Annotated in this window: 28 protein-coding genes; 22 read left to right on the forward strand and 6 right to left on the reverse strand. The window is 38.4% G+C overall.

The window, feature by feature from the left end:
- Positions 1-28: 28 nt before the first annotated feature.
- Together RCG22_RS00220 and RCG22_RS00225 are read right to left on the reverse strand one after the other, a co-directional pair.
- Positions 29-337, reverse strand: coding sequence for a hypothetical protein (locus tag RCG22_RS00220; protein ID WP_098262192.1), 309 nt, complete (start codon positions 335-337; stop codon positions 29-31).
- A 172-nt stretch (positions 338-509) separates the two neighbouring features.
- Positions 510-1,487, reverse strand: coding sequence for a ring-cleaving dioxygenase (locus RCG22_RS00225; RefSeq protein WP_308105191.1), 978 nt, complete (start codon positions 1,485-1,487; stop codon positions 510-512).
- Between the two features lie 350 nt (positions 1,488-1,837).
- Between RCG22_RS00225 and RCG22_RS00230 the strand changes: the two genes are divergently transcribed.
- From RCG22_RS00230 to RCG22_RS00270, 9 genes are all read left to right on the forward strand, one after another.
- Positions 1,838-2,560, forward strand: a complete 723-nt coding sequence (locus RCG22_RS00230) for an amino acid ABC transporter ATP-binding protein (protein WP_308105192.1) — start codon at positions 1,838-1,840, stop codon at positions 2,558-2,560.
- A gap of 17 nt (positions 2,561-2,577) precedes the next feature.
- Positions 2,578-3,357, forward strand: a complete 780-nt coding sequence (locus RCG22_RS00235; protein ID WP_374049410.1) for an ABC transporter substrate-binding protein — start codon at positions 2,578-2,580, stop codon at positions 3,355-3,357.
- Positions 3,358-3,405: 48 nt separating this feature from the next.
- Positions 3,406-4,071, forward strand: a complete 666-nt coding sequence (locus RCG22_RS00240; protein ID WP_374049411.1) for an amino acid ABC transporter permease — start codon at positions 3,406-3,408, stop codon at positions 4,069-4,071.
- 211 nt (positions 4,072-4,282) lie between these two features.
- Entirely contained in the window at positions 4,283-5,521 is a 1,239-nt protein-coding gene (locus RCG22_RS00245) for a DUF438 domain-containing protein (RefSeq protein WP_308105193.1), read from the forward strand.
- 265 nt (positions 5,522-5,786) lie between these two features.
- Entirely contained in the window at positions 5,787-6,980 is a 1,194-nt protein-coding gene (locus RCG22_RS00250; protein WP_308105194.1) for a glucose-1-phosphate adenylyltransferase, read from the forward strand.
- A gap of 132 nt (positions 6,981-7,112) precedes the next feature.
- Positions 7,113-7,904 carry an HAD family hydrolase gene (locus tag RCG22_RS00255; protein WP_308105195.1) on the forward strand — a complete coding sequence of 264 codons (792 nt, stop codon included), beginning with the start codon at positions 7,113-7,115 and terminating at the stop codon, positions 7,902-7,904.
- Positions 7,905-8,069: 165 nt separating this feature from the next.
- The gene (locus RCG22_RS00260) at positions 8,070-8,756 is read left to right on the forward strand and encodes a BsuPI-related putative proteinase inhibitor (protein ID WP_308105196.1); all 687 of its coding nucleotides are present in this window, start codon (positions 8,070-8,072) and stop codon (positions 8,754-8,756) included.
- A gap of 362 nt (positions 8,757-9,118) precedes the next feature.
- Positions 9,119-10,498 carry a branched-chain amino acid transport system II carrier protein gene (gene brnQ / locus RCG22_RS00265; protein ID WP_308105197.1) on the forward strand — a complete coding sequence of 460 codons (1,380 nt, stop codon included), beginning with the start codon at positions 9,119-9,121 and terminating at the stop codon, positions 10,496-10,498.
- A gap of 166 nt (positions 10,499-10,664) precedes the next feature.
- Entirely contained in the window at positions 10,665-10,865 is a 201-nt protein-coding gene (locus RCG22_RS00270) for a cold-shock protein (RefSeq protein ID WP_007083691.1), read from the forward strand.
- A 644-nt stretch (positions 10,866-11,509) separates the two neighbouring features.
- Here RCG22_RS00270 and RCG22_RS00275 read toward each other — a convergent pair.
- Positions 11,510-11,917, reverse strand: a complete 408-nt coding sequence (locus tag RCG22_RS00275) for a hypothetical protein (protein ID WP_308105198.1) — start codon at positions 11,915-11,917, stop codon at positions 11,510-11,512.
- Positions 11,918-12,142: 225 nt separating this feature from the next.
- Entirely contained in the window at positions 12,143-13,006 is an 864-nt protein-coding gene (locus RCG22_RS00280; RefSeq protein WP_308105199.1) for an HAD family hydrolase, read from the reverse strand.
- Between the two features lie 215 nt (positions 13,007-13,221).
- Here RCG22_RS00280 and RCG22_RS00285 point away from each other — a divergent pair, with 215 nt between their 5' ends.
- From RCG22_RS00285 to RCG22_RS00320, 8 genes are all read left to right on the forward strand, one after another.
- Positions 13,222-13,530 carry a hypothetical protein gene (locus RCG22_RS00285; RefSeq protein WP_308105200.1) on the forward strand — a complete coding sequence of 103 codons (309 nt, stop codon included), beginning with the start codon at positions 13,222-13,224 and terminating at the stop codon, positions 13,528-13,530.
- Between the two features lie 91 nt (positions 13,531-13,621).
- Positions 13,622-13,798, forward strand: a complete 177-nt coding sequence (locus tag RCG22_RS00290; protein WP_098262546.1) for a DUF2187 family protein — start codon at positions 13,622-13,624, stop codon at positions 13,796-13,798.
- Between the two features lie 203 nt (positions 13,799-14,001).
- Complete coding sequence (locus tag RCG22_RS00295; protein WP_308105201.1) at positions 14,002-15,594, forward strand: long-chain-fatty-acid--CoA ligase; 1,593 nt, start codon at positions 14,002-14,004, stop codon at positions 15,592-15,594.
- A gap of 230 nt (positions 15,595-15,824) precedes the next feature.
- Positions 15,825-17,261: an MDR family MFS transporter gene (locus RCG22_RS00300; protein ID WP_308105202.1), complete on the forward strand. Its 1,437-nt coding sequence runs from the start codon at positions 15,825-15,827 to the stop codon at positions 17,259-17,261.
- Between the two features lie 138 nt (positions 17,262-17,399).
- Positions 17,400-17,534: a hypothetical protein gene (locus RCG22_RS00305; RefSeq protein ID WP_286138036.1), complete on the forward strand. Its 135-nt coding sequence runs from the start codon at positions 17,400-17,402 to the stop codon at positions 17,532-17,534.
- A gap of 36 nt (positions 17,535-17,570) precedes the next feature.
- Positions 17,571-17,717 (forward strand): hypothetical protein, encoded by a 147-nt coding sequence (locus tag RCG22_RS00310; protein WP_308105203.1) that lies wholly within the window; start codon positions 17,571-17,573, stop codon positions 17,715-17,717.
- Positions 17,718-17,754: 37 nt separating this feature from the next.
- On the forward strand, positions 17,755-18,225 hold the full coding sequence (locus tag RCG22_RS00315; protein WP_308105204.1) for a redoxin domain-containing protein: 471 nt from the start codon (positions 17,755-17,757) through the stop codon (positions 18,223-18,225).
- Between the two features lie 225 nt (positions 18,226-18,450).
- The gene (locus tag RCG22_RS00320) at positions 18,451-20,433 is read left to right on the forward strand and encodes an NAD(P)/FAD-dependent oxidoreductase (RefSeq protein WP_308105205.1); all 1,983 of its coding nucleotides are present in this window, start codon (positions 18,451-18,453) and stop codon (positions 20,431-20,433) included.
- A gap of 84 nt (positions 20,434-20,517) precedes the next feature.
- Here the strand turns inward: RCG22_RS00320 and RCG22_RS00325 are convergent, their stop codons facing one another.
- Complete coding sequence (locus RCG22_RS00325) at positions 20,518-21,105, reverse strand: guanylate kinase (RefSeq protein ID WP_308105206.1); 588 nt, start codon at positions 21,103-21,105, stop codon at positions 20,518-20,520.
- 276 nt (positions 21,106-21,381) lie between these two features.
- Here RCG22_RS00325 and RCG22_RS00330 point away from each other — a divergent pair, with 276 nt between their 5' ends.
- The 4 genes from RCG22_RS00330 to RCG22_RS00345 all read left to right on the forward strand — a co-directional run bounded on the left by RCG22_RS00330 (position 21,382) and on the right by RCG22_RS00345 (position 25,184).
- Entirely contained in the window at positions 21,382-22,047 is a 666-nt protein-coding gene (locus RCG22_RS00330) for an LbetaH domain-containing protein (protein WP_308105207.1), read from the forward strand.
- A 131-nt stretch (positions 22,048-22,178) separates the two neighbouring features.
- Positions 22,179-23,351, forward strand: a complete 1,173-nt coding sequence (locus RCG22_RS00335; protein WP_308105208.1) for a DUF3800 domain-containing protein — start codon at positions 22,179-22,181, stop codon at positions 23,349-23,351.
- Between the two features lie 148 nt (positions 23,352-23,499).
- Positions 23,500-24,609 carry an FAD-dependent monooxygenase gene (locus RCG22_RS00340; protein WP_308105209.1) on the forward strand — a complete coding sequence of 370 codons (1,110 nt, stop codon included), beginning with the start codon at positions 23,500-23,502 and terminating at the stop codon, positions 24,607-24,609.
- Between the two features lie 134 nt (positions 24,610-24,743).
- The gene (locus RCG22_RS00345; RefSeq protein ID WP_308105210.1) at positions 24,744-25,184 is read left to right on the forward strand and encodes an SgcJ/EcaC family oxidoreductase; all 441 of its coding nucleotides are present in this window, start codon (positions 24,744-24,746) and stop codon (positions 25,182-25,184) included.
- 32 nt (positions 25,185-25,216) lie between these two features.
- Here the strand turns inward: RCG22_RS00345 and RCG22_RS00350 are convergent, their stop codons facing one another.
- Positions 25,217-25,738 carry a tyrosine-type recombinase/integrase gene (locus RCG22_RS00350; RefSeq protein ID WP_308105211.1) on the reverse strand — a complete coding sequence of 174 codons (522 nt, stop codon included), beginning with the start codon at positions 25,736-25,738 and terminating at the stop codon, positions 25,217-25,219.
- A 471-nt stretch (positions 25,739-26,209) separates the two neighbouring features.
- On the opposite strand from RCG22_RS00350, the gene RCG22_RS00355 reads away from it, so the two are divergent.
- On the forward strand, positions 26,210-26,704 hold the full coding sequence (locus tag RCG22_RS00355) for a hypothetical protein (protein WP_308105212.1): 495 nt from the start codon (positions 26,210-26,212) through the stop codon (positions 26,702-26,704).
- The last annotated feature ends 75 nt before the right edge of the window (positions 26,705-26,779 follow it).

Here is a 26,779-nt window from a genome sequence, read left to right on the forward strand (position 1 = left end):
GCCCTTTCCACTCCCGAAATATCGAAAACTACCGCTTTAATCTTCTTAATACCTTATCTTCAAAATCTGCACGATCTATATCCAATCCCATAATTTCATTTCTAAAAGTTTTGAAGCGTCCATTTTCGACTTCCAGGGTGAAATATCCTCTTTCGCTTAATAGATTAATGTCTCCAATGATGTTTTTCCGTAGTACAGGGTCAAATAAATTCACTAATTTAGGGTTACTTGAATGGGGTTTGAACACGCATCCTTGTTCCACACATATTCTTACAATGTTTTGGACCTTAGGATTAGCTATACTCTCTATTTTCTTGCTTGCTTCGATACTAAGCATATAAGATCACTCCTTTTCCCGTCTTAAAACGATATGCAATTGCCAAGACTAATATGCAACCTGTTCTTAACAACATACTTATTTAAAGGAATAGAAAGTTTTCTTGTTAAAATGAACAAAGAGCGTGGCCGAATGGCTACGCTCTTTTTACAAAATTTATTTAAGTCAAAGCTTATTCTTTGATAAATTCTTTTGTACTTCTTACGGTATCAATCGGACGAACTAATTTCTCGATTTGTTCCCGTTTTGGTTCTAAGAACGGCGGTAATGATAATTTTTCTCCTAGTGTTTCGTAAGGCTCATCTCCCATAAATCCAGGGCCGTCTGTAGCAAACTCAAATAGAATTTGCGGTGCAACTCTTGTATAAAGTGATCCGAAAAAGTAGCGATCGACGAAGCCTGATGTTTGGAATCCGAAGCTTTCCATATGTCCAATCCATTCTTCTAAAACAGAACGATCGTCGACACGGAAGGCTGCATGGTGGACCGTGCCATAGCCTTGTCGTGCTTGAGGGAGAACCGCATTATATTCGGCGACTACCTGAGCGCCATTACCTCCTTCACCCACCTCAAACAAATGAAACGCTCCTTCTTGTGCAATCTCTTTAAATAGAAGAACTTTTTCCATCATTTCTTTAAAGTAATCAAAATTAGCGATACGAACAAAGATAGGTCCTAGTCCCGTAATCGCATATTCTAATGGAACCGGTCCTTTTTGCCACGGAGTACCTGCTGCCACCCCTTGATTATTTTCATCAGAAATCAATTGGTATTGCTGGTCATCAAAATCAACAAACGACAAGGTCTTTTTTCCGAATTGTTCTTTAATACCTGTATGCTTAACATCTAAACGATCAAAGCGTTTCAACCAATATTCAATCGCCGCATCAATTGGGACACGGAAGGAAGTCTTTGAAATTTCATTGGTACCATGAACCCCTTTAGGGATGCCAGGAAAATCGAAAAATGTCATATCGGTCCCAGCGCTGCCAACATCATCGGCAAAAAATAAATGATACGTTTGAATATCGTCTTGGTTAACGGTTTTCTTAACTAAGCGCATCCCTAATATCTCCGTGAAAAATTCGTAGTTTTTTTCAGCACTGCTCGTAATGGCTGTTACGTGGTGCATACCTTTTAATCCATTCATTGTGTATCCTCCAATTGCCTTTATTGAAAACTTATATTAAAAAGGCTTATTTTATAAGTATTTTCTAATTTATTTTGAAATATTATCTTCAAACTATTTATCTTTAATTCGAGATAAATATATCATGAATTAAAGATGTTGTCAAAATTGTGACAGAGTCTAAGGCGAGTAAGAATTCATTGGTAGTTTTTCTTGCAAAAAAGGTAGACATTACATTATGTTTTCTACCTTTTTTCAATAATAACCTCGATGAACGAATATATTCATTTCTCATTTAATAGGATTAACTATCAGCAGGTTCTTATTTAACTTTTTGGAAATAACAATCTAGCCACAAAAAGGAGGGTGACATGATTCAGGTTAGTAACCTTGTTAAGTCTTTCGGTTCAAACATTGTATTAAATGGCATCGATCTTTCAGTTGCAGAAAAAGAGGTAGTGGTCATTATTGGTGCAAGTGGTTCCGGAAAAAGTACGCTTCTCCGCTGTGTTAATTTTCTAGAGATGTTCGATCAGGGGGAAATAAGGTTAATAGGGAAAACGATTACTCCGACGTCTACCAATCTTAACAAGGTTCGTGAAGAGGTCGGGATGGTTTTTCAACAATTCAACCTTTTTCCTCATATGAATGTACTCGAGAATGTAATGGAAGCCCCTTTTTACGTAAAAAAGATGGACAAGGCACTGGCCAAGCGGAAAGCCATTGCTTTACTCGAAAAAGTAGGATTAAGTGACAAAGCCTGCGCTTATCCAAAAAATCTTTCAGGTGGTCAAAAACAGCGAGTAGCAATTGCTCGTGCGCTTGCGATGGAACCCAGAATCATGTTGTTTGATGAGCCGACATCTGCGCTTGATCCAGAACTTGTGGGAGAAGTTCTTCAGGTTATGAAACAACTGGCACAAGAAGGAATGACGATGGTTGTGGTCACACATGAAATGGGCTTTGCTAGGGAAGTAGCAGATCGGGTGGTTTTTATGGGGGATGGAAAGATCCTAGAAGAGGCACCGCCAAACGAATTCTTTGTGAATCCGCAAAATAACAAAGCAAAACAATTTTTAAACAGCATTCTTTAAAAATATGGAGGGTTACTATGAAAAAAGGTTGGCTTGCAGGACTGTTCGTATCACTGTTCTTCGTTTCTATCATGTTGACAGCTTGTGGCAATTCAGAAAAAAGCAATGGAAGTGGCAAGAAAGAATTCACCTATGCGATGAGCGGGTTATATAAGCCGTTTAATTATAAAGAGAATGGGAAGCTAGCTGGCTTCGATGTGGAAATTGGAGAAGCACTGGCGAAAAAAATGGGAATGAAGCCAGTGGCGGTTACAAACCCTTGGGAAACACTTATTCAAGGCTTGCAGGCAAAGAAATTTGATGCCATTTTAGCAAGTATGACGGTGACAGATGAACGCAAAAAATCGGTGAATTTTACCGATACGTATTACCGTTCAGGTGCGCAGATATTTGTTTCAAAAGATAATCAATCGATTAAATCTGTTGCGGACCTAAAAGGGAAGAAAATCGGGGTTGTCAAGGCTAGCACTTACAAGGAACTGGCACTGCAAAACACGGATAAGGAAAATGTGGTTGAATATGATAGTGATATTACGGCCCTTATGGATCTTCCAACAGGAAGGTTAGATGCTGTTATTACGGATCAAATGGTTGGGCTTCCGATTATTAAGGACGGAGCAATAAAGATTAAGGATGTTGGCGAGCCGCTTTCACATGATGACCAGGCGATTGCTGTCAGAAAAGAAGATAAACAATTGCTCGATAAGTTAAATAAGGCCCTAGCTGAAATTATCAAGGATGGAACCTATGACAAAATTAGTGAAAAATGGTTTGGCCGAAGTATTTTAGGAGACTAGGAGTTTTATAAGGGTGTCAGGCACCCTTTTGACTAAATAGTAGAGAGGGTGTTAATCATCGTTCAAATCTTCCTGGACACCTACGAAATATTTATTTCCGCGGCGCTTCTTACCTTGAGGTTAACAATTACGTCACTTATTATTGGATCTCTTATCGGGCTCGTTGTGGCCTTTTTTAGGATTTCTACAAATAAATGGCTTAATAAACTTGCAGCTATATATATTGAATTAATACGTGGTACACCTTTGATTGTGCAAATCGCTATCCTTTATTTTGGAATTGCTTCCGTTGTTACCTTTTCGCAGTTCTGGGCAGGAGCTTTAGCTTTGGCCATCCATAACGGTGCCTATATTGCTGAGATCTTCCGCGGCTCCATTCAATCCATAGACAAAGGGCAAATGGAGGCAGCGCGGTCACTTGGAATGACCTATCCACTTGCCATGAGGCGAATAATATTACCACAGGCGTTCAAATTTTCTATTCCACCATTAGGCAATCAATTTATTATTGGGTTAAAGGATTCTTCCTTAGTAGCGTATGTGGGGATGGCTGATTTATGGGGATCTGGTTTAAGTGAAGCGGCCTCGAACTATCGTCAATTAGAAACCTATATGGTGGTTGGAATCTACTACCTAGCTCTCGTTCTTTTATTTTCATATCTACTAAGAAAATTAGAAAGACGGCTTGATATTGATTCAAAAGAAATTTCATGATGAAAACAATAAATCGGTCGGTCAGCGCAGAACAGGGTAGGTTCAACTCCCTGTTCATTTTGTGTTATAGAGATGAATTATCGTCCATAAAGTTTTCACAATTACCTTGATACTAATGATGTTAATCACAAACAAACATTTTTGGAAGTGTTAAGTTATTAATGAGAATAAATATCAAAAGTATTTTGCAACAGTGAAGGAGAATCCTAATATGAGTGAATTTATTAATAACCGTGAACAACTAATTAGTGAAAATACAGAACGCTTAAGCATATTAAAACAACTATTTGTTGATCTTCATAATGGAAGAAACTTGGATGAAGTAAAAGCGCATTTTGACGCGTTTATCGGGAAAATAACTGTCGATGAAATTACGCAGCTGCAGCATGATTTTGTAGAAGAGGGAAGTATAACTGCCGACGAACTCCAGCGAATCTACAAGCAGCATTCAGTTATTTTTCAAGGAACAATTAAAGAAGAAACCCATCAAAACGGAAGACCTGAAGATCAGCCGGGACATCCAGTTCATACTTTTATGCTCGAAAATCAAGAACTAGATAAATTGTTAACATCCAGTCTTCAAGTGCACTTAGCGGAGTTTGTCAAGGAAGATTCAACAGAAAATATCTATAAATTAATCGAAGATATCAATCTTTTGCTTGATATTGACAAGCACTATAGCCGCAAAGAAAACTTGATTTTTCCCTATTTAGAAAAATACGGGATTTACGGCCCAACAACAAATATGTGGCGCATCGATGATTTCATCCGAGATGCCATTAAGGATGGCAGACAAAAACTAACCGATTATCACGGCGACAAAAAGGCGGTCGTCGGGGTGCTTAATTATGTCATTCAAGAAGTAGCCGGGATGATCTATAAAGAAGAAAACATTCTCTTCCCAATGGCTTTGAAGAATTTAACTGAAGATGAATGGGTGAAAATTGCCCATGAAAGTGACGAAATAGGTTTTTGTCTTATCGCTCCAGCTGTAGAATGGAAGCCTGAAAGGAAAGTATTAGAAGAAAAGGCCATTTCCGAAGGCTATATTAAGATGGAAACCGGTATTCTTTCCCTAAAACAGCTTGAACTGCTACTAAACCATTTACCGGTCGATATCACCTTCATTGACCAGGATGATGTAGTTCGCTATTTCTCCCATGGAAAAGATAGGATTTTTGCGCGGACGAAAGCGATCATTGGCCGTACCGTCCAAAACTGTCATCCGCCAAGAAGTGTGCATGTGGTAGAAGAATTGCTGGCAGATTTTAAGGCGGGCAAAAAAGAGAGTGAAGATTTCTGGATAAAGTTCAAGGATAAGTACGTATACATCCGCTATTTTGCGGTTCGCGATGAGGACGGGAAGTACATCGGAACTCTAGAATTCACGCAAGATATAAATCCAATTAAAGCGATTGATGGGGAAAAACGAATTTTAAATGAGATATAACCTATTAAAAACCTGCCATTTTAACGACGAGTGTCTTCGTCGAAAAATGGCAGGTTTTTTTTGATTAGAAAATGCCAAAAAGGTCTTGCGACAAATGTTGTCAATTCTAGAATCTGCCTACTTTTTATGTCGATAGAAAAGTTGCTTTTATTCACAAAGCCGTAACAGGTTCACCGAAAAAATGGAAGAAAACGGAGATAATAAGAGTATAGGAAGCGGCAATGACCATCACATTCGAATGACTAATTTTACGAGGAGGGAAACGATGAAAAAACAAAAATGGATTGCATTGCTATTGGCTGGCGGAAGAGGAACAAGATTAAATCTGCTTACAAAATCGATAGTTAAACCCGCAGTCCCATTTGGCGGGAAATACCGGATCATTGATTTTGCCTTAAGTAACTGTAAGAATTCCGGAATTGAGACTGTGGGAATCTTAACGCAATATAGACCCTATGTATTGCACTCACACCTCGGGTCATGCAGCTATTGGAACTTATATAATCGTTATGGGGGCTTAACCATTTTGCCGCCCTTTCAGCGCAATAGCTCCGGGGTAGAATGGTATGAAGGGACTTCACATGCTGTCTTTCAAAATATTGAATTTATCGAACAGCATAAGCCTGAGCACGTCCTCATTCTTTCAGCTGATCAAATCTATAAAATGGATTATTCTGTAATGCTTGAGCAGCATATTGAAACGAATGCGGATTGTACCATTGCTGTCGTTGAAGTTCCTTGGGAAGATGCCAGTCGCTTTGGTTTGATAAAAATGGATGAGGAAAGCTATAAAATAATCGGTTTTGAGGAAAAGCCAGAACATCCAACCACGAATGTAGCATCAATGGGAATTTATATTTTTAGATGGAATGTTTTAAAGGACTATTTGCTACAAGACGAGGAAAAGGAATTTACACATCGAGACTTTGGCAAAGATATCATTCCTTCGATGCTAGTGGCGGGATTGGAATTATATGCCTATTACTTCAATAACTATTGGAAGGATGTTGGCACCGTCCGTAGTTATTGGAATGCCAATTTAGATCTTCTGAATAGGGATAGTAACATCTTCTTAAAGGATCCTGAATGGAGAATTCATACCGTCGAAAGTAATGCGCCCCCGCTATTTTTGGATGAATCTGCAAAGGTCCATCACAGTTTATTGAGTGAAGGCTGCGAAATATACGGTACGATTGAAAGTTCTGTTGTGTTTAACGGGGTGAAGATAGGAAAGGGGGCACGAATTAAGAACGCAGTTATTTTACCAAATACCATCGTTGGAGAAAACGCCTGGATTGAAAATGCCGTCATCGGAAGCCAGACGATCGTTAAGAATGGAGTTATTATCGTCTCAAATGATTCCAATGCCCATTTAATGGTGGTCGGGAATAATGTAACCGTCGACCCGGAACTACATGATTTTACATTAAGAAACATTATATTAACTGTGTCATCCTAATGGAAGCGGTTCAAACCGCATGTATTGTTGGTTCCTTCCCTGAAAAATTTATAAAAGATTCAGAATCGTATATTTTCACTTTTTAAAATGGTAAACTAGTAAAAATATCTTTTATACAAGGGGAAGTTCACGATGATTAAAGCAATTTTTTTTGATTTAGATGATACACTGCTTTGGGACCAAAAGAGTGTGAAGGAAGCCTTTTCAGCCACATGTAAAATAGCCGAGAAGCGGTACGGGGTGGATGCGGATCAGCTGGAAGAGGCCGTTCGAGAAGCTGCTAGGAACCTTTACGCTTCCTATGAGTTTTACCCGTTTACACAAATGATCGGGATTAATCCGTTTGAGGGACTATGGGGTAATTTTTTAGATGAACAGGATGATTTTAAGAAAATGAAAGAAAGGGTTCCTGCTTACCGTAAAGATGCTTGGACCGCTGGCTTGAAAGCAATGGGTGTGGATGACGCAGATTTTGGATTGGAACTGGCTGAACAGTTTCCACAAGAGCGCAGGAAGTTGCCATTTGTCTATGAAGAATCGTTTGAAATTCTTGATCGGTTAAAAGAAGATTATCAGCTATTGCTGTTAACCAATGGTTCACCTGATCTTCAAAAAACAAAACTAGACATCACACCGGAACTTGTTCCATATTTTAATCAAATTGTTATTTCAGGCGATTTTGGCAGAGGGAAGCCTGATCCAACCATTTTTGAACATGCTCTTGGCCTTATGTCGGTGCAGAAGGATGAGGTCCTAATGGTAGGAGATAATCTGATGACAGATATTCTCGGCGCGAATCGGGCAGGAATTAAAACGGTTTGGATTAATCGTCATGAAAAAGTCAGAAATGATGTGATTCCTACTTATGAGATTACCCATTTGGAAGAGCTTTTTCCTTTATTAGAAAAATTAAAAGCGAATTAGGTATAGTAGCCATAAATATAGGATTTTTCTATATTTATGGCTACTTGTGTTTGTGAGAAAGAGTCGAGTGGAATTAATTATATAAAACATGTAACTTAGTTCCTCTTTTCGGCGACTATATGGCTAAGACCAACTAATTTCCTTTTGGAAAAGGGGAGGATGGAAATGCGAAACAAGAAATGGTTACCTATAATCAGTTCGGCATTGGTGTTTGGCCTTTTAACAGGCTGTGGTGCGGGCGCTGCTCCAAAGGGTACCGCTGAAGGCCCTAAGAACGATTCTCCACCACAGAACGAGATTGCGGCTAGTTTTCATGCCACGATTAAAACAAAGGCTGAGAATAATTCAATGATTATCCATTACAAGGTTAAAAATCTTTCAGGCAAAACGAAGAAACTAACATTTACTAGTGGTTTAGAGGCGGATTATATTGTCCACGATTTACAAGGAAAAAAAGTAAAACAATTTTCCGATGAAGTCATGTCAACGCAAGTGATGAAGGAAATAGAGTTAGAAAGTAATCAAGAAATCGTAAAAGAATTTACGATTTCAGTTCTTCCCAATGGCCGCTATAAAATTGAGGTATTCCTAACAGCAAAAGAAGAAGAAGCTAAAGTAGTGACCGACTTGATTGTTAAAAATGCTTATAGCAAAGGAACGGGTGTGCTCGTTGGCCAAATGGATCCTCATACAATTGAAATCGATATGGAAGGAAAGAAGGTAGCCTTCCAGCTAACGGAGGATGCGATTAAGCAATTACCATTATTGAAGGAAGGCGAACAAGTTTCATTTTTATATAAGGAAAATGATGATGGACAAAAGATGATCCAAAAGTTTGTATTTGAGAAGTGATCATTCATATCAAAAGGCCTTTGTTGAAACTGACAAAGGTCTTTTTGGTGATTTGATTTTGAGGAAAAGCCCACGAGATGATGATCTCAGTCGGTCGATGGTTTCTCGCATTCTGTGAAATTTACTTTTCTGAAAAAGTATTTTGAATGAAGATGAAAAACATTTAATTTAACGATGTTCTGCAAAAAAACTATGTAAGATGGGACGAAAATACCTATTTTTCCTTTTGGAATTATCTAACTAATCGAAAAAAAGGTTGAATTTATTTCTATAGGATAGTATTATTATTATCAGAATATATCAAAAATAATTTGAATATTTTAATAATAAAAAGCAAATCAAGATAGGAGTGAGTAACTCACATGCAGAATAAATTACCATTTTCAAGGTATTTCGTTATAGGAGTAATGCTGTTCGCTCTATTTTTCGGGGCAGGGAATTTAATTTTTCCGGCAGCACTTGGCCAAAATGCAGGATCCAACGTGTGGATGGCAGTAACCGGCTTTTTAATTACAGGAATAGGGTTGCCATTCCTAGGGATCCTGGCGATGGGGTTATCGGGCAGCAAAAACTTAGAGGAGCTGGCTGGCAGGGTACACCCGCTCTATGGGATTATCTTTACATCGCTTCTATATTTAACAATTGGACCATTTTTTGCGGCACCAAGGACAGGCGCAGTAGCCTATGATATCGGTATCGCACCGTTTGTTAGTGAAGGTTATGGTCAAATTGGTTTAATTGTTTTCACCGCTTTGTTTTTTATTGTGACATTGTGGTTTTCATTAAACCCGGCCAAACTTGTCGATCGCGTCGGGAAAATTCTTTCTCCAGCAATCATTGTACTTATTTTTATATTATTAGTGATGGTAATTGTCAAACCACTTGGTTCGATTGAAGCGCCGCAAGAGGCTTATGCTAATGGGGCGTTCATGAAAGGCTTTATGGAAGGCTATAACACGATGGATGCACTTGCGTCGCTTGTATTTGGAATTATCGTTATCAATTCGATTCGTGCGATGGGGATAACTTCTACACGCGGGATCCTAATGGCATCTGCTAAATCTGGGCTGATTGCAACAATTTTTCTTGGTATCATCTATGTTGGTGTTGCGTACTTAGGGGCGACGAGCACTGGCGTGTTCGGACTTTTTGATACGGGAGGTCCCGTCCTTGGGAAGGCATCTTTCTATTATTTTGGTACGTTTGGCACGATTATGTTGTCGGTTATTATCCTTCTTGCTTGTCTTACAACGAGTATCGGATTGATGACAGCATGCGGTGAATACTTCCATACACTGGTTCCTAGAGTTAGTTACAAAATGTGGGTGCTTTTATTTTCTCTTGTCTCGTTTGTAATCGCAAACTTTGGTTTATCAAATATCATTAATTATTCCATTCCAGTTTTAATGTTTCTTTATCCCTTGGCAGTTGCTTTAATGCTGTTGACATTTTTGTCGAAGTTGTTTAACCATTCACGATTAGTATATGTCGCTGCTATTTCTGTCACTTTTTTGATCAGTATTGTCGATGGATTTAAAACCTTCTGCGACCTGCTTGGAATGAATTATTTCGGTTGGTTGGCACATATTGTTTCATTTTATGAACAAGTGCTGCCTTTTTATAAAAATGGACTCGGCTGGCTGCTGCCGGTTTTGATAACAATCTTAATTACGGGAATATTTGCAAGTGTGCATAATTTCTCGGCACTACGAGTAAAGGACAAAACAGAAAGTGCCTTATAAGATTTCGTTCATAAGACCTATTTGCAATTGTATGGATTATCTGTTATAGTAAAGAAGAATTATTTTTGTTAGTTGGTAGGATAATAAGTGCTAAACTTTCTGTCTTGAAGAACTGAGCAAGGATAGTAACACAATGTGTGCACAGCACACGAGGAGGAAACAACAAATGGAACAAGGTAAAGTGAAATGGTTTAATGCAGAAAAAGGATTCGGATTCATCGAACGCGAAGCAGGAGACGATGTATTCGTACACTTCTCAGCTATCCAAAGCGAAGGTTTCAAATCTTTAGACGAAGGTCAAGCTGTAACTTTTGAAGTAGAACAAGGTCAACGTGGACCCCAAGCTACTAACGTTCGTAAAGCATAATAAGAACCAAAATATAAAAGACTCTCTTTTGAGAGTCTTTTTTTGTACATAATTTTTTGTGCCTAATAATAAAGATGAAAAAACCCTACTCTGCAGTTGAGTAGGGCAAGTTGTGAAAATGTAAAGTAAATGGTAAACAAAGTATAGCATACATTCATTCTATTCCCTAATTTTTTAAAATTGTTTGTATTCATGATATAGAGGTGTAAGCTTTTTACACCTTTTAATATTCACAGGACTGTAACATATATGGCGAAATAATGGAAATATCATGGAAATAATAAGAGTGTAAGGAAATGCAAGAAACAAGCGCATTCCCAATGTAGTGTTCCATGTAACAAGGAGGTGGACTTTTCTGCACCCGGACTAGATGGATAAATTCAGGAATCGAAACAAATGGGATAATAACAAGTAAGCTCGGAGCCGCTTGTTATGCATTTACATCTTTACGGATTGGAGGGGATGTTCATTCGTCCAAGAATAAAGCAGAAATGAGGGATGTGGGTGGAATTATAAAATGGCTAAAAAAGTGGAGGGTTCCCGAAATACTTCTTCACTTTCTAGTAGCTGCCATAAAAAAAGGCCAACTCAAATTTTTTGAGACAGGCCTTTTTTATTTACGTGATGTTAAGTCAATTAATTCCTTAAGAGATGGCTCGGGCTTGTTTTTTATAACGCGTTTTAAGAATTCCTGTTGGCTTTTCCCAGAAGTACGGCAAGTGGGTAGTATTTTGATTGAAGATTTCGATCAATTCATAAAAATTCTTCATTTCATAAACATTAAAAGCAACACCCTTGTCTGTTTTCACCTGAAAATAACATGTAGTGGTATTATTCTCACCGGGAGATTCTCTTTCGTAATAGAGGGTTTCAGTAACTTCTTCCCAGGTGTAGTCATTGACCGTTATCCCTTTTCGTTTATTGACGATTGCGACAGTAAACCCTTTTTCTCGGCAGGAAACGGTGGTGTCGTTCCCAAAGTAACGCATCCATAGATAGATAAACACCGCAATTACAAAAATAAGTGCCCCAATGAAAACATTAATCAGCATGAATCCAATCCCAATAACACCAAAAATAAGTCCAAAAACAACGGAAGATTTGGAAGACGTTTTATTCGAGAATTCTCTGTTAATAAAGATCCCCCCTTTAGTAAGAAGGGTATGCGTTCCATTGTGTTAAATGACCGGACATGCCACAAGGACTTTAACAAAATTAATCGACAAAAAACAGCGTCACCTCTTTTGCGGTGACGCATTTCCTTTCAACAAAAGTTTTTACTTTTTCAATACAGGTGTTTGTTCTTCGAAGTTCAATAAGTGTAATTGCTCTCGAACCGCAAAGGCAAAACCATCTTCGTCATTTGTTTTTGTGATGAGATCGGCTTTTTGTTGAACATAAACGGGGGCATTTCCCATCGCAACAGAAGTGGTAGCTACCTCAAACTGGGCTAGGTCATTGCCGCCGTCTCCAAATGCGATAATTTCTTCAAAAGATAGATTCATCATTTTTTGGTAACGTAAGAGCGCTTTTCCTTTATGTGCTTCGTTTGAAGTGATTTCCACATTATTAGGAAAGGACGAAGCAATGGAAATATCAAATTTTCCTGCTAATGCCGCTTTAACCTCGTTTATTCTTTCTAATTGATCCGGATGTACTAAAGCAATAAGTTTATAGATTTTTACATCGTCTTTACGAAGGATTTCCTCATAATCAAATTCTTGAAAAAGGGTATCAAGCTCTTGCTTCGTTTTCCCGTGTAATGGCGGCAAGGTCGAAGGAAAACCGCCATAATTTGTGTAAACCAGAATCCCAACGCCAAGCTCTTTTAAAATCGTAAAAATTTTTTTATAGGTTGAAAGCGTTAAAGTTGCCTCGTAAAGCATTTCTCTCATTTCTGAATATAAAATGGAACCGTTAATGCAAAAAATAGGAATCTCCATATTTTGAACGGCCTTTAACTTAATGACATCTGCATAAGCGCGACCGGTATTTAAAATCAGGCAGTGGCCAGCTTCTTTCAATTCGTTTAAAGCTTTCTCATTCTCCACGCTTATTCCATTCTGAGAGTTTAAGAGGGTACCATCTAAATCAATTGAAATACATTTCATATTTGTCATATTTCCTTTCCATTCCATCATAAAGACTACTATAGCAGATTTATACCCGAAAATGTGTTTCCAAATTTATGTTGGTGCCTGACACCATGGCGGATAAAATAATGTTTGGTTATTTCACATTAGTGTTGAATATACATTTATTACCTCTTATAATCAAGACAATAACCTAATGAAGGAAATGTTATTTTCATTCCTCCGGTTCCTTTTCGCGAATAAGAGTTAAGGAGTGACTAGAGATGATTACAGGAATTAACGAAGTTACTGGATTTATCAATCATTTTGAAAGGTATGCTAATTTGGATGGGACGAAATATTTTCTTACCTTAAACACGGTCAGTCCTAATGGAACACTTACGATTATGAAATATCCTGATGGAATGTTTACCTACCACCGAAGAAACGAACAGTATTGGGATATTAGAGAAATGGATATGGATGAGGAAATGTTATCGGACATTATCTGGGGATTTAGAAAAACCATTAACGAATCTATTTTAGAAAGCAAAATCGCACTTCAATATTCTGAAAAACACCAAAGCCTTTGACCAATCTAAGGCTTTTTTTCTGCATTGATTCCTTGCAGATAGAAAGTATTTTTTCGGAAATTTATGGACAGTATATTGCTGAGGTGATGGAATGGCCACGGCAAAAGTTGGTGACGTGATTTCCTTTCAACGGGAGGGAAAAAAACATGAAGGTGTCGTTTCCGGGATTAGGGAAAATTCTGTTATGGTCCAATATGGTTTTTCGAAAGAAAAAGATGAACCGCTTACAACCATTGTAAACCATAAAAATTACAAAATTAAGAAGTAAAAAGTGGACCATATTAAGTCGAGTGTGGGATAAAAATCTCCACTCATTTTTTTTGTGTCTAATTATATTCAGAAAAATTAAATTATTAATTGACAAAATACACCTTTTGGGACAAGAATAGACTTGTGATGTAGACTTCCAGAGGGACCAATTCGCGAATATATTACCCATCACTCCCATTTTATTAAAGAGGAGTTGGTTACATGTTTTCCCCGTTAACCCCATTAGACTGGAAACGAAGGGCGGTGAAGTATTATCCAAATAAAATAGCCGTCATCGATGGAAACAAGGAATTTACATATCAAGAATTTAGCAAGCGCGCCGATCAACTGTCTGCTGCTCTTCTTCAAGCGGGAATTGGTCAAGGTGACCATGTGGCGGTCATGCTGCCTAACACACATTACATGCTGGAGTGCTTTTATGGTATCTGTCAGCTCGGAGCTGTCATGGTCCCACTAAATTATCGGCTGTCAGCGGGTGATTTGGAGTATATCATTCGCCATAGCGATGCAAAAATGTTAATTGTCGATGAAGAGTTTTGTCGCCCGATTGAACAAATTGTTGAAAACCTAAGCTTTGATGAAATCATTATTGTATCGGTACCCGGAGAGAATACGTCTTTAAAGGGCATTGATTATGAGGATTTTTTACAACATGCTTTGGAAACGGTTACATTGACGGAGCCGGATATCGATGAAAATCAGCTGCTTACCTTAAATTATACGAGCGGAACGACCTCCAAGCCCAAGGGAGTTATGCTTACCCATCGTGGAAATTATTTAAATGCGGCGAATTTCATGTATCATCTGGGTGTTTGCCATGATGATGTCTATCTTCATACATTGCCGATGTTTCATGCCAATGGCTGGGGCGGTGTTTGGGCGCTAACGGCTGCCGGTGGTACACATGTCTGTTTAAGGAAAGTGGATCCGCCGCTTATTCTTGAATTATTTGAAAAAAAGAAAATCACCCTTTTATGCGGTGCGCCAACCGTCGTGAATATGCTGGTCAACGAGCCAAAGGCGAAAGAAATTAAGATGGAAACCAACCCAAGGATGGCCACGGCTGGTGCACCCCCGGCTGCTGCCTTGATTCATAAAGCACAAGAAATTCTTGGCTTAAATATGATTCATGTCTATGGTTTAACGGAAACCTCCCCATTTATACTTTATTGTGAGTGGAAAAAAGAGTTTGATGGAAAGACTGCTGACGAACAAGCAGCAATCAAGGCTAGACAAGGAATTGAACTTGCTTTTAATGGTGAAACCAAGGTTGTCCATCAAGACGGCGAAGAAGTGGCCTGGAACGGAGAAGAATTAGGGGAAATCATTACCCGCGGTAATGTTGTTATGTCAGGTTATTACAAGGACCCGATCACAACTGCAGCGGCGATCAGGGATGGATGGTTCCATACCGGTGATTTGGCAGTCACTCATCCGGATGGATTCATAGAGATTCGCGATCGTGCCAAAGATTTGATTATTTCCGGTGGGGAGAATATTTCTTCGACAGAGGTTGAAGGTGTTCTTTATAAGCATCCTGCCGTATTAGAAACTGCCGTCATTGCAGTTCCTGATGAAAAATGGGGTGAGGTTGCAAAGGCAATTATTGTGTTACAACCAGATTCAAAAGTCACAGAAGAAGAAATAATCCAGTTCTGCCGGTCCGAATTAGCCCACTTTAAAGCACCGAAGGCGGTTGAATTTGTAGATGCCTTACCCAAAACAGCCACAGGAAAATTACAAAAGTTTCGGTTAAGAGAAATGTACTGGACAGGACCGAAGCGAGTGAATTAGCCCAATTTGGACGTAAGAGTTCTTTCCCCAAACTCAATTAGAGTAGGGGGAGGACTCTTTTTTTATATCAGGTTAACATAGCGGAAAGGATGGAAAACAGTTAATTTGAAGTGCATTTAATTGGCACTTGATGGTTAAATCAGGTAATCTATAAAAGTACGTTTTTAGTTAGACTAACAGCGGAACTTACAATCACAATGGAACTAAAAGGGGAAATGGAGGTTAGATAGATGGCGATATCAAGTAATAAGCACTCGACGATTGTTGCGCTTTTGCTTGCAGGGGCTTTTATTGCTATTTTAAATCAAACATTGATGATCACAGCAATACCTCCAATCATGGAAGAAATGAACATCACCGCCAACAGTGCGCAATGGCTGACAACGGTGTTTATGTTAGTAAATGGGATCATGATTCCGATAAGTGCCTTTTTATTAGAACGGTTTACCACACGACAATTGTTCATTTCGGCCATGAGTATATTTGCGGTGGGTACACTTGTATGTGGGATGGCTCCTAATTTTGAAATTCTTTTATTAGGAAGGGTTATCCAATCATGCGGGGCAGGGATCATGCTTCCATTAATGACAACGGTATTTTTGATGATCTTCCCTGTCAATAAGCGCGGTGCTGCTATGGGGTTGGTCGGTCTGGTCATTTCCTTTGCGCCGGCTATTGGTCCAGCACTTTCAGGGTGGGTAACATCACAATTTTCATGGAGAGTTCTGTTTTTTATCATTTTGCCAATTGCTCTTCTTGATATTCTTGTTGCTTTCTTTGCTTTAAAAAATGTCACAGAGGTATCAAAGCCGAAGATGGATGTTATTTCTATCATGTTATCTACACTAGGTTTTGGCGGCTTGTTGTATGGATTTACTTGTGCAGGAAATTATGGATGGGCAAACCCGACCACGCTTTTAACGTTAGGAATCGGAGGATTGTCACTGGTTCTGTTTATTACAAGACAGTTAAGACTGAAACATCCTATGCTTGAATTTGGTGTATTTAAGTTTTCTGTTTTTCCCTTTGCCATTATCATTGGAATGATTGGCTTTATGGGACTGATTGGAGCCGAGACGATTATTCCTTTATTTATGCAGCGGATGCGTGAATTCACGGCTGTGGAGGCTGGAATAGCACTGTTACCCGGGGCGCTTATCAGCGGAATCATGGCACCGATTGTGGGAAGAGTGTTTGATAGGATTGGTGCGCGATGGTTAGTAATGATTGGATTAACGATTATGACCGCATCTTCCTTTGCTTTTACGAATTTAGGCCCTTCTACAACGATGACCTATATAACATTCTTATACGGAGTGAGAATGCTTGGCTTTTCAATGGTAATGATGCCTGTTGCAACCGCTGCGCTGAATCAGTTACCTAAACAATTAATCCCTCATGGAGCGGCAGTGGATAATACGATGAAAATGGTCGCAGCCTCTGTTGGTACAGCTATACTTGTCACGGTTATGACAACCACAGCGGAAAATGCCGAGCAACGCCCAGAGATTTCCTACCCGGATATGTATGGGGCCAATGTCGCCTTTATGGTCGTATCCATTCTGACACTACTAGCCCTTATTCTTTCCTTTTTTATAAAAAATGACCCTCAGACAGAAGGCGAAGGAAAGAGACAAAAGAAGGTAAAAGTAAAATTACAGGAGTAGTTTTATTTAGTAACCAAACAAGAACTTTGAAAAACAAAGGTAATTTGTTTTTCAGAGTTCTTTTTATTTGGCTCGTCGTTAGATCAGAGAATGAACCTGCTGATTAGGTCCATAATATAACCAAAAGGAGGGAACAGCATGGACCAAAAATACAATACAGGCGACGATGCGACGATTGAATTAAAAAAGGCGTTAAACAAAAGCCAGCCCAGAAGTAATCCGAATATGAGTGAAGCTGAGCAGAAACTGAAATTTCCAAATAAGAAAAGTTAAGTGAGTTAATTGCGGTCATCGATCGGAGGTGAGACGATGCCAAAGAATAACCCAATTGAATATACTGGAAAAGTTCTAGACCAAAGAAATGACCTGACCGGGCCCGAGGAAGGTAAAGCTTCTTATCCCGAGCGGCCAAAGCGTGTACCGATTCAGGATCCCACAAGCAAGAAAGGGAAATAAATGAGTTCAGGATCAAATAAAAGAGGAGGGAGATTTCATGGTAGGTTCATTAAACGTCGGTGATACAGCCCCGAATTTTTCATTATCGGCGACGACAAAGGAAAAGATTGCCTTGTCTGATTACCGCGGACAGAAAAACATTGTCATTGCCTTTTATGGGATGGACTTTACGCCCGGCTGAATTAAGGAAATTTCCTCTTGGAAAGAGGATTACAAGAGATTTGAGCAACTAGATGCTGAAGTACTCGGGATTAGTGTGGACCATATCCACTCTCATCGAGTCTTTGCCGCGAGTATGGGGACCCTGCCATATCCCTTATTATCCGATTGGTTTAAGTTAACGACCAAGAGTTACCATGTGTATAACGAAAAAGGGGAGAATGCCATTCGCTCTGTCTTTATCGTGGATAAAACTGGAGTCATAACCTACATAAACACCTCATTTAAAGCTGATAAAAAAGAAGATTATGAAGCCGTATTTAATGAACTTGAAAAGTTAACAAGTTAGTAATTATCTAATATTTAAAAAAGGAGTGTTAGGCACCAAATAGTGCCTAACACTCCTTTTTTCCCAAATGAAAAATTTCTCTTCTTATATTGTGAAATTATGAACAATATAAGAAATCCACCTAATCCTTTCCAATTAAGTGATAAATACCATTCTATTCACAATAATCCAACTGTTACTGTTAAATGGTGGTAAATAATTCAACAACAGATGGAGGAATGGTTTATGTTACAAAGTTATGAAAAACTTTTTACTCCCTTTAAAATCGGAAAAATGGAAGTAAAAAACCGAATTGTAATGTCACCAATGGGAACGAACTCTGCCTCACCTGATGGAAGAATCGCTGTGGATGAAATTGATTATTTTGAAGCTCGGGCTCGTGGAGGAGCTGGCATGATTATCATGGGCTGCCAATTCCTAACCGAAGATTTAGCGCAAGGTTCACTAGAAGGCATATTGGAAAAGGACTACGTTATTCCTATGTTAACGGATGTATGTGAAGCCGTTCAAACATATGGGACAAAAATAGTTGCTCAACTTAGTTGTGGAACCGGTCGAAATGCCTTCCCGAATATGTTTGGGGAACCACCGGTATCAGCCTCACCGATCCCATCTACATTTAATCCTGATGTGATCTGCCGCCCTTTAAGTGTCGAAGATATTCAGGTCATAATGAAACAATTTGCTGATTCAGCTAAACGAGTAAAGGCTGCCGGCTTTGATGCGATTGAGATCCATGGACATGCTGGATACTTAATCGACCAGTTTATGTCGCCAATTTGGAATAAGCGTGAAGATGAATATGGTGGTTCATTGGAAAAGCGGATGCGTTTTCCTATAGAAATAGTTAAAGCTATTCGCGAGGCCGTGGGACCAGCAATGCCAATCCTCTTTAGGATTTCATGTGACCATCGTTTTAACGGTGGAAGAACACTTGAGGAAAGTATGGGATTGTTAAAGGTTCTCGAAGCTGCCGGCGTGGATGCAGTAGATATAGATGCTGGTTCCTATGAGACAATCGATTATATTTTCCCACCTTCCTATTTAGGTGATGGATGCATGGACTATGTATGCGCACCAGCCCGTCAAGCGGTTTCAATTCCAATCTTAAATTCAGGTAATCATACGCCTGAAACTGCTCTGCATTTAATTGAATCTGGTCGTGCTGATTTTGCCATGTTTGGCCGCCCGCTCATTGCAGATCCAGATTTACCAAATAAATTATTAGTAGGCAGACGTGAGGATATCCGTCCTTGTATTCGCTGTAATGAAGAATGTATTGGCAGAATTGCAGGGAGACTTACCAAGCTAAGTTGTTCCGTAAATATCCAAGCTTGTAATGAGAAAAGATTTGCAATTGAAAAGACTACCTCTCCAAAACAGATTGTAATTGTTGGTGGGGGACCTGCAGGGTTAGAAGCTGCTAGAGTCGCTGCTATCCAAGGGCATTCTGTTACATTGTACGAGAAAGAACTCGTTTTGGGAGGACAGCTTGCAAGTGCTGCAACACCTCCTTTTAAAAATAAACTTCGTGAACTCATTCGTTGGTATGAAAATCAACTAACTGAACTAGATGTAACAGTTAAACTAAATACGTTTGTGACTGCCGATGACCCTATCTTAGAAACCTGTGACCAAATCCTTGTTGGAACGGGAGCTGTACCAATAGTTCCGCCAATTCCAGGGATAAATCGTAAGAATGTAATCGGGGCAATTGATGCTCACTTGAAGCGTGAGTTAGTGAAGGGTGACCACATTGTCATCACGGGTGGTGGATTGACAGGATGTGACCTTGCACTAGAGTTAGCAATGGAAGGGAAAAATGTAACGATTGTAGAGATGCAGGATACATTAGCTCCAGAGGTATTTTTCATTAATGCAGCCTCCCTAATGCCTATGCTTGAAAAGTATCAAGTCCCGCAATTAACAGGACACCGAGTTCTATCTTTTGAAGAAAATGGGTTATTTGTACAAAAACTAGATGGGACAAAAACTTTTATTCAAGCCGATACCATGATTAATGCGTTTGGTATGAAACCAAATACAGAAGTATCGAATCCAATTAGTAGTAAATATCATGAAAAAACACGAAGAATTGGCGACGTAGTGAATATAGGAAAGGTTGGAAATGCTGTTCGTGCAGGTTTCTTTGCGGCTGTATCAATTGATGCGAATCCTACTAAAAAACCCTCGCTGCAGTTAAATTAACTGAGCACTAAATAGATTGAGGTTTCTAGAAAAAATTAAAGGGCCAAGGAACTGATGTTCCCTGGTCCTCATTTAACCTATCGATTAGTCCGTAACGATATAGCCTCTATCAAGGAAGCCTTCAATGACTTCACTAATTTGAAAGGATACTTGGGGCGAATCATAGTTTTCAAAGGCATGTTCACAGTTGTTTTTATAGCTCATCGTTTCATCATAATGGGCCATATGACGGGCAATATCTTGATCATTATCTTTTCGTTCCTCTTGTCTTTTGATAACGGTATCACGGTCGGCAAAGATGAAAAAACGCATGACACGTTCACCGTACATTTGTTTTAACTTTTCGGTTCCTTCGGGATTTAATGTGAGGTATACGAGGCTGTGAGATTCGAATGCTTTAACAATATCCTCTTCGCGAATGCCATAATGGAAACCATCAATTTTGACGCATTCAAGAAATTCCTGATTATCTTCCATCTTTTTGAATGTTTCTTCATTAATAAAATGGTAGTCTTCCCCATTCTTTTCATAGTGACGAGGGGAGCGAGTCGTGTAGGAGATGACTGTCTCCATATCAAACGCGGTCGCTACCATTTTGGCAACCGTTTTTCTTCCAGAACCATCTGGCCCAGTGTAAATAAATAATTTTTCTTTGTTTTTGATTTTATACAAAATGAACTCAACCTCCTTGAGAATGTATTAATAATAGAATGAAAAAATGTTTTAAATCCTTTACTCCATAATATGGTCGACTTGGGATAATTTAATTATAGCAGATAGAGAAATAAAAGTTTGGTATTTCTGGTTTTCATAAAAGTTAAAAAAATAATGAGTTAACAGTTTTGCTTTGCCCCTTCACTCTTTCTAGAAAGTGGTATGAATTCTGAAAACCTACGTATATGTAGTATGAATCATTAAGAATCAGGTGATTAGAAGGGGGAATTTATTTTGTGGCAGTATCCCAATAATATAAATGGTCCTTTTAATATTTATAGTTATTATGTCGGCTCGAATCCATTAACCTCTGTCAATCCCACGCCAATTTTTCCTAAAATAAATAAAACGACCTATTTAAGTCCGTTTATCTATATTGTCGGTGACGTCACGATCCGGAACAATACCTACGTTGGTCCATTCGTTAGTATCCGCGCAGATGAAGGGACTCCCTTCTATATCGGAAGCAACTGTAATTTCCAGGACGGTGTGATCCTCCATGGCTTAAAAAATAAACATGTCGAGGTTAATCAGCGGAAATACTCAATCTATATCGACGAAGAGGTATCCTGTGCCCATGGCTCATTGATTCATGGCCCCTGTCAGATTGGTAGGAAAGTATTTGTTGGTTTTAAATCAATCGTTTATCATGCCGTCATCGGAGAGGGGAGTTTTATTTCCTCGGGAGCGGTTGTTACAGGTGGAGTGACACTTAAGCCTGACAGCTTTGTTCCACCAGGTGCTCATATCGATAATCAGAAAAAAGCAGATTCCTTATCAAAAGTCCCAAAAAATGAAGAAGAATTTGCCCGTGAAGTCCAGCGGGTCAATCAAGAATTTCCTTCTGCTTATTCGATCGCCTTTGGAAAAGACCGATGTTCGTGCGGTTTATCTGTTTGATCAAACAAACTTTAGCATCTCCCACCTCCTCCAATAGAATTTTTAAGGGAAAAATTAACTTTTTGAAGGTTTTGAATCATATTTTGTTGAAATAAGTATCTAAAGGAAGAAATATTGGGTGAGGTGGGAGAATGAACGATATCCAATTTGCATTTATTGATGAAGCTGGTGATTACAGTTTTGATTTTGAAAATAATGATGTTTCAACCCACTTTATTCTTGTTGCTATTCTAGCAAAAGAGTCGAATAAAGAATGGCTAGAACAGGAAGTTGAGAAGGTTCGACAAAAATACTTTTCAACCGAAGAAATGCAATCGGACAGAATCGACAACCCACATTTAAGAATTCAACTATTAAATGAACTGAAAGATTTACCTTTTAATATCTATGCCTATGTCGTCGACAAAAGAAAAATTAGAGAAGATAGCGGCATCACGTTTGAAAAGACGTTTATTAAATACATGAACCGTTTGATCTATGATGACTTACAGCGGACCTTTGATCAACTCGACCTGGTTCTAGTTGAAGAGGGATCGAAAGAATTCATGACTGAATTTAAAACCTATATTACCGAAAAAAGTATTCCCGATTTATTTAATTACTCCACCTTTGGATTTAACAACAATTCATCAGAGATCCTCCTTCAAATGGCTAATATAATCGCTGGGACGATTGCGAAAGGGTATGATCAATCCCAGTACTCGGAACTATATCCACAATTTAATAAAATCATCAAAAAGAAAATCATTGCCATTAATTTATGGCCGCAAAACTATAAAAATTATTTACATGATTACATATCAAGGAATCAGGACTCCCAGTTTGATGAGGTTATTTTTCAACAATCGGTCAATTTGACACTTCAATACCTAGAGAAAAATAAAAATAGTGAAGACATGGATGAAAAAATAAGGATTGATTTTCTCAAGTTTCTGTTATTTAATCTGCGAGAAAATCCCAACGAATATGTTTATACGCAAGAAATTCTCGACAATCTAAATGCCATCCGAGTGAACAAAATCAATCACCATTACTTTCGGTCGAACATCGTTTCTAAGCTTCGTGATAGTGGTCTGTTAATTGCTAGCAGCAATAAAGGCTACAAACTTCCGGTTTGTTTAACAGACGTATACGATTTTGTTCATTTATCAAGCCTAACGATCCACCCAATGATTCAACGAATATCCAAGTGCCGCAAACAAATACTCCTTGCTACCAACAATGAAATTGATATTCTTGAACACAACGAATATGAATATCTAAAAAGAATCATTGAGATGGAAAAATTAACGTTTTATAAATAAAAGGTCAGACCCACAAATCAAAGTTTTGAGGGTCTGATCTTTTATTTAGATTGACCAATAATGCATAATTTGTTATTCTATAATCAACTTTTATTCTTATAAGAAAACTTTTGAAGATAAATTTTTCGAAAATAAATATAACCAGAAGGTGAATATATTGAAGCTGCAGGCAGATGTTTGTATTGTGGGTGGCGGACCAGCAGGGACATTACTTGGGTTTATTTTGGCTAAGAACGGAGTATCAACTATTCTTCTCGAACGATCGTCCGGAGTAAACAGGAAATTTAGAGGAGAACATATTAATTCTGAAACAGAATCCATTTTAAAAGAGCACCAATTGTTTGATAAGATAGAAGAGCTAGGCATCCTTAAAATGAAAAAGGTTGAGTTTTTTTCAGGAAATCAGATTGTTAACACGATTACACCTTCCAATGCTGAGGATCATGTAGGAATTCATGTACCTCAAGCGAATTTACTAAGTGCAATGATCCAAGAATCAGAACAATATAAAAATTACCGTCTTCTTTTTAACACAAAAGTAACGGATTTAATGCATGATGAACGTGGAGTCTTAACAGGTGTGAAAGCGATAAGTGACGGTCAAGAAGTAATCATAAACAGCTCAGTGGTTGTTGGGGCGGATGGACGTTATTCGACTGTCAGAAAGCTTGCGGAGATTCCAACGGTAGAGATGACACATGGTTATGATGTTTTGTGGGCCAAAATTCCAGCACCTTCAGGATGGGAGCCCACAACAAGAATGGTTCTTGTTGACGGCCATCAGCTTGCCTTGTTCACACAAACGGGAGGTTACATTCAAATTGGCTGGAATATTGAAGAAGGTTCTTTTCCTTCGTTAAGAAAACAATCATTACAGCCCTTTCTTGAACCATTAATTGAAAGCTTTCCCGAATTGAAGGAGCTCGTTCTACAGCATCTTCGTACATGGAATGACTTTGTTCCCTTACAAGTACAAAGCTCCCGTTCGGATACATGGGTAAAGGACGGATTAATTATGATCGGGGATGCCGCTCACACCATGACTCCAACTGGTGCAATCGGGATTAATTGTGGGATGAAGGACGCCCATGTATTAGCTCCAATCTTAACCGAAGCACTTTTGGAAAAAAACATTTCGGCACAACGATTGAAAAGATTTGAAGTAAATAGAAAAACTGAAATTAAAGAACAGCAAGAAATGCAAATGAAACAAGAAGCCTCCTTTTCGGAAAAATTTGCTCAGTTCGCTCTAAGTTGAAAAATGGATCTTCGTCTCCACCTGATCATGGTGTGGGAGAAGGTCTTTTTTTGTAGAGGTGGCTAACCGAAAAGTTGAAAGCTGGACTGGATTGTTTTACGATAAATTCATAGCAATGAGGGGAGCAAAAAATTATGGATTCTAAGGAAGTACAAGCCGTTTATAAGAAGCTTTTAGATGCCTGGAATGAACGCAGTGCGGAGGGAATGGCAGAATTATTCTTAGATGATGGTGAGAGTATCGGGTTTGATGGAAGTCAATCGATTGGCAGACATGAAATATTTTCCCACCTCAAGCCCATTTTTGACCACCATCCAACAGCGCGTTTTGTGAGTAAAGTGAAAGATGTCCGTTTCTTAAGTTCAGACATTGCTATTTTGCGAGCCATTGCCGGAATGGTGCCTCCGGGGCAATCCGACATTAACTCAAACGTAAATACCCATCATACGCTTGTTGTAGTAAAAATTGAAGGGGATTGGCGGATTCAATTGTTTCAAAATACTCCTGCCCAGTTTCACGGCAGACCTGAATTAGTGGAACAAATGACAGAAGAATTGAGAGAGTTAGTAAAATAAGATTCCATCTTTAATTTAAAAAAGAAGGGCAACTACCACTGAGGGAGTTGCCTTCGTTTAGGGGCACTATGGTTAAAAATTTCTTGTAGGAAAACTAGATCTCTAGTTCTACGATAATAAAAGTATCCAAAAGTTTTTCTCATTGTGTGTGTCCCAATATCATCTCTACCTAAAACTTCGGCTGCCTTGATTAAACTACGGTAAGCTTGTGTGGGAGTAATATGGCCACCTTTTTTGGATGGAAATAAATAATCATCTGGATCCATATTCCTTGTATAGTCCTCAATTTCTTCTCTTAGTTTTGAAGGAATCTTGAACCGATTGACTTTATTTTTTGTTTTAGTATGCTTTGTCTTTTTTTCTCTAATAATAATGTGTTCCTTATGTAATACATCTTTCACTTTCAATGGAACAATATCGGAAACACGTAAACCGATGTTAATTCCAAAAGTAAACATAAATTTATCTCTTTCTGAACAATATCTCCCTAAAGCCCATTTCATATCTTCAACTTCTTTTGCCGTTCGGAGTGGTTGAACATTTTTTTCCTTCACGGGGTCCCACCAACAAAACGCGGAAAACATACGTTAATTAGACTATCATTAAGAGAGGATAGTTCGTTCCAATATATGAGCGAATATCCTCTCCTTTTCAATAAATCAGATAGATAAACAATACCTTATAAATCTTATTTAATAAGTTTAATATAATCATATGTTTAAGCTATTGGAGGAGGAAGAATGAAAGTTCAAGAAGTGAAGTTGGATGAAAATAAAAGGAGATATTTATTACTCGACTCGGATGGTATTCCTGTGATGCCAGTGGCAAAATACGGTGTATAGAGTACTAGAAGAATTGGATAAGAAAACGAAGGTTGAAGAGATGGAGAGAAAAAGGGAAGTGTTGCATATTAAAGAAATAATCTATCATTTTTTCAATTGATTTTACAGATATTACTAGATTTATTGTTAATTTAATGCTATTTTAAAATTAATTTACAGTAAATGCAAAAAGGGGGATTTTACTTGAAACATGTTAAGAAAATATCGATAGCATTTTTATTTATGATGGTATTATTATTGCCAACTGTAGCTTTTGGGAAAGAAAAGGCAGAAACAGAAGTAGACAAAATAAGAATTCCAATTACCCTTATTCCAACCGCAAATAAAAGTAATGGTATTCAGGCAGAGGCTGCTCAAACAATTAATGGGTACTTAGATTTTTGGTCAGTGGTCAAAAATGGAGATGATGTTGAAGGACATTGGACAGTTACTATAACAACTCCAAGTACATATATAACAAGAGTAAATCTTTCTATATTTTGGAACACTGGAGGGCTTAAGACCTCCGGGGCTTTCAACTATCCAACATTTGGCGTTCCTACTTCGGTATCGAATGTTTCTTACAATTCATTCTATATAGCAGGTAAACACCAAGCATCGATTTATGGTTCTGTAGATACAACAAAAGGTGTCGCTTATACAATCACACCAGGTACTATTACTTTTTACACCAATTAATAACTTATTGACCTAAATTGAGAAGGTCTAACATAAATTTAAATAACTAGTATACTTAAAGTCGTAAGTAAGAAG

It is taken from the genome of Neobacillus nitrireducens, from assembly GCF_030915405.1.
Classification (GTDB): domain Bacteria; phylum Bacillota; class Bacilli; order Bacillales; family Cytobacillaceae; genus Neobacillus.

Bases quoted from the DNA above. Each gene is read 5' to 3' on its own strand.
- RCG22_RS00220 (WP_098262192.1), bottom strand. From the start codon at position 337: ATGCTTAGTATCGAAGCAAGCAAGAAAATAGAGAGTATAGCTAATCCT.
- RCG22_RS00225 (WP_308105191.1), bottom strand. From the start codon at position 1,487: ATGAATGGATTAAAAGGTATGCACCACGTAACAGCCATTACGAGCAGT.
- RCG22_RS00230 (WP_308105192.1), top strand. From the start codon at position 1,838: ATGATTCAGGTTAGTAACCTTGTTAAGTCTTTCGGTTCAAACATTGTA.
- RCG22_RS00235 (WP_374049410.1), top strand. From the start codon at position 2,578: ATGAAAAAAGGTTGGCTTGCAGGACTGTTCGTATCACTGTTCTTCGTT.
- RCG22_RS00245 (WP_308105193.1), top strand. From the start codon at position 4,283: ATGAGTGAATTTATTAATAACCGTGAACAACTAATTAGTGAAAATACA.
- RCG22_RS00250 (WP_308105194.1), top strand. From the start codon at position 5,787: ATGAAAAAACAAAAATGGATTGCATTGCTATTGGCTGGCGGAAGAGGA.
- RCG22_RS00255 (WP_308105195.1), top strand. From the start codon at position 7,113: ATGATTAAAGCAATTTTTTTTGATTTAGATGATACACTGCTTTGGGAC.
- RCG22_RS00260 (WP_308105196.1), top strand. From the start codon at position 8,070: ATGCGAAACAAGAAATGGTTACCTATAATCAGTTCGGCATTGGTGTTT.
- brnQ (WP_308105197.1), top strand. From the start codon at position 9,119: ATGCAGAATAAATTACCATTTTCAAGGTATTTCGTTATAGGAGTAATG.
- RCG22_RS00270 (WP_007083691.1), top strand. From the start codon at position 10,665: ATGGAACAAGGTAAAGTGAAATGGTTTAATGCAGAAAAAGGATTCGGA.
- RCG22_RS00275 (WP_308105198.1), bottom strand. From the start codon at position 11,917: ATGCTGATTAATGTTTTCATTGGGGCACTTATTTTTGTAATTGCGGTG.
- RCG22_RS00280 (WP_308105199.1), bottom strand. From the start codon at position 13,006: ATGATGGAATGGAAAGGAAATATGACAAATATGAAATGTATTTCAATT.
- RCG22_RS00285 (WP_308105200.1), top strand. From the start codon at position 13,222: ATGATTACAGGAATTAACGAAGTTACTGGATTTATCAATCATTTTGAA.
- RCG22_RS00290 (WP_098262546.1), top strand. From the start codon at position 13,622: ATGGCCACGGCAAAAGTTGGTGACGTGATTTCCTTTCAACGGGAGGGA.
- RCG22_RS00295 (WP_308105201.1), top strand. From the start codon at position 14,002: ATGTTTTCCCCGTTAACCCCATTAGACTGGAAACGAAGGGCGGTGAAG.
- RCG22_RS00300 (WP_308105202.1), top strand. From the start codon at position 15,825: ATGGCGATATCAAGTAATAAGCACTCGACGATTGTTGCGCTTTTGCTT.
- RCG22_RS00305 (WP_286138036.1), top strand. From the start codon at position 17,400: ATGGACCAAAAATACAATACAGGCGACGATGCGACGATTGAATTAAAA.
- RCG22_RS00310 (WP_308105203.1), top strand. From the start codon at position 17,571: ATGCCAAAGAATAACCCAATTGAATATACTGGAAAAGTTCTAGACCAA.
- RCG22_RS00320 (WP_308105205.1), top strand. From the start codon at position 18,451: ATGTTACAAAGTTATGAAAAACTTTTTACTCCCTTTAAAATCGGAAAA.
- RCG22_RS00335 (WP_308105208.1), top strand. From the start codon at position 22,179: ATGAACGATATCCAATTTGCATTTATTGATGAAGCTGGTGATTACAGT.
- RCG22_RS00345 (WP_308105210.1), top strand. From the start codon at position 24,744: ATGGATTCTAAGGAAGTACAAGCCGTTTATAAGAAGCTTTTAGATGCC.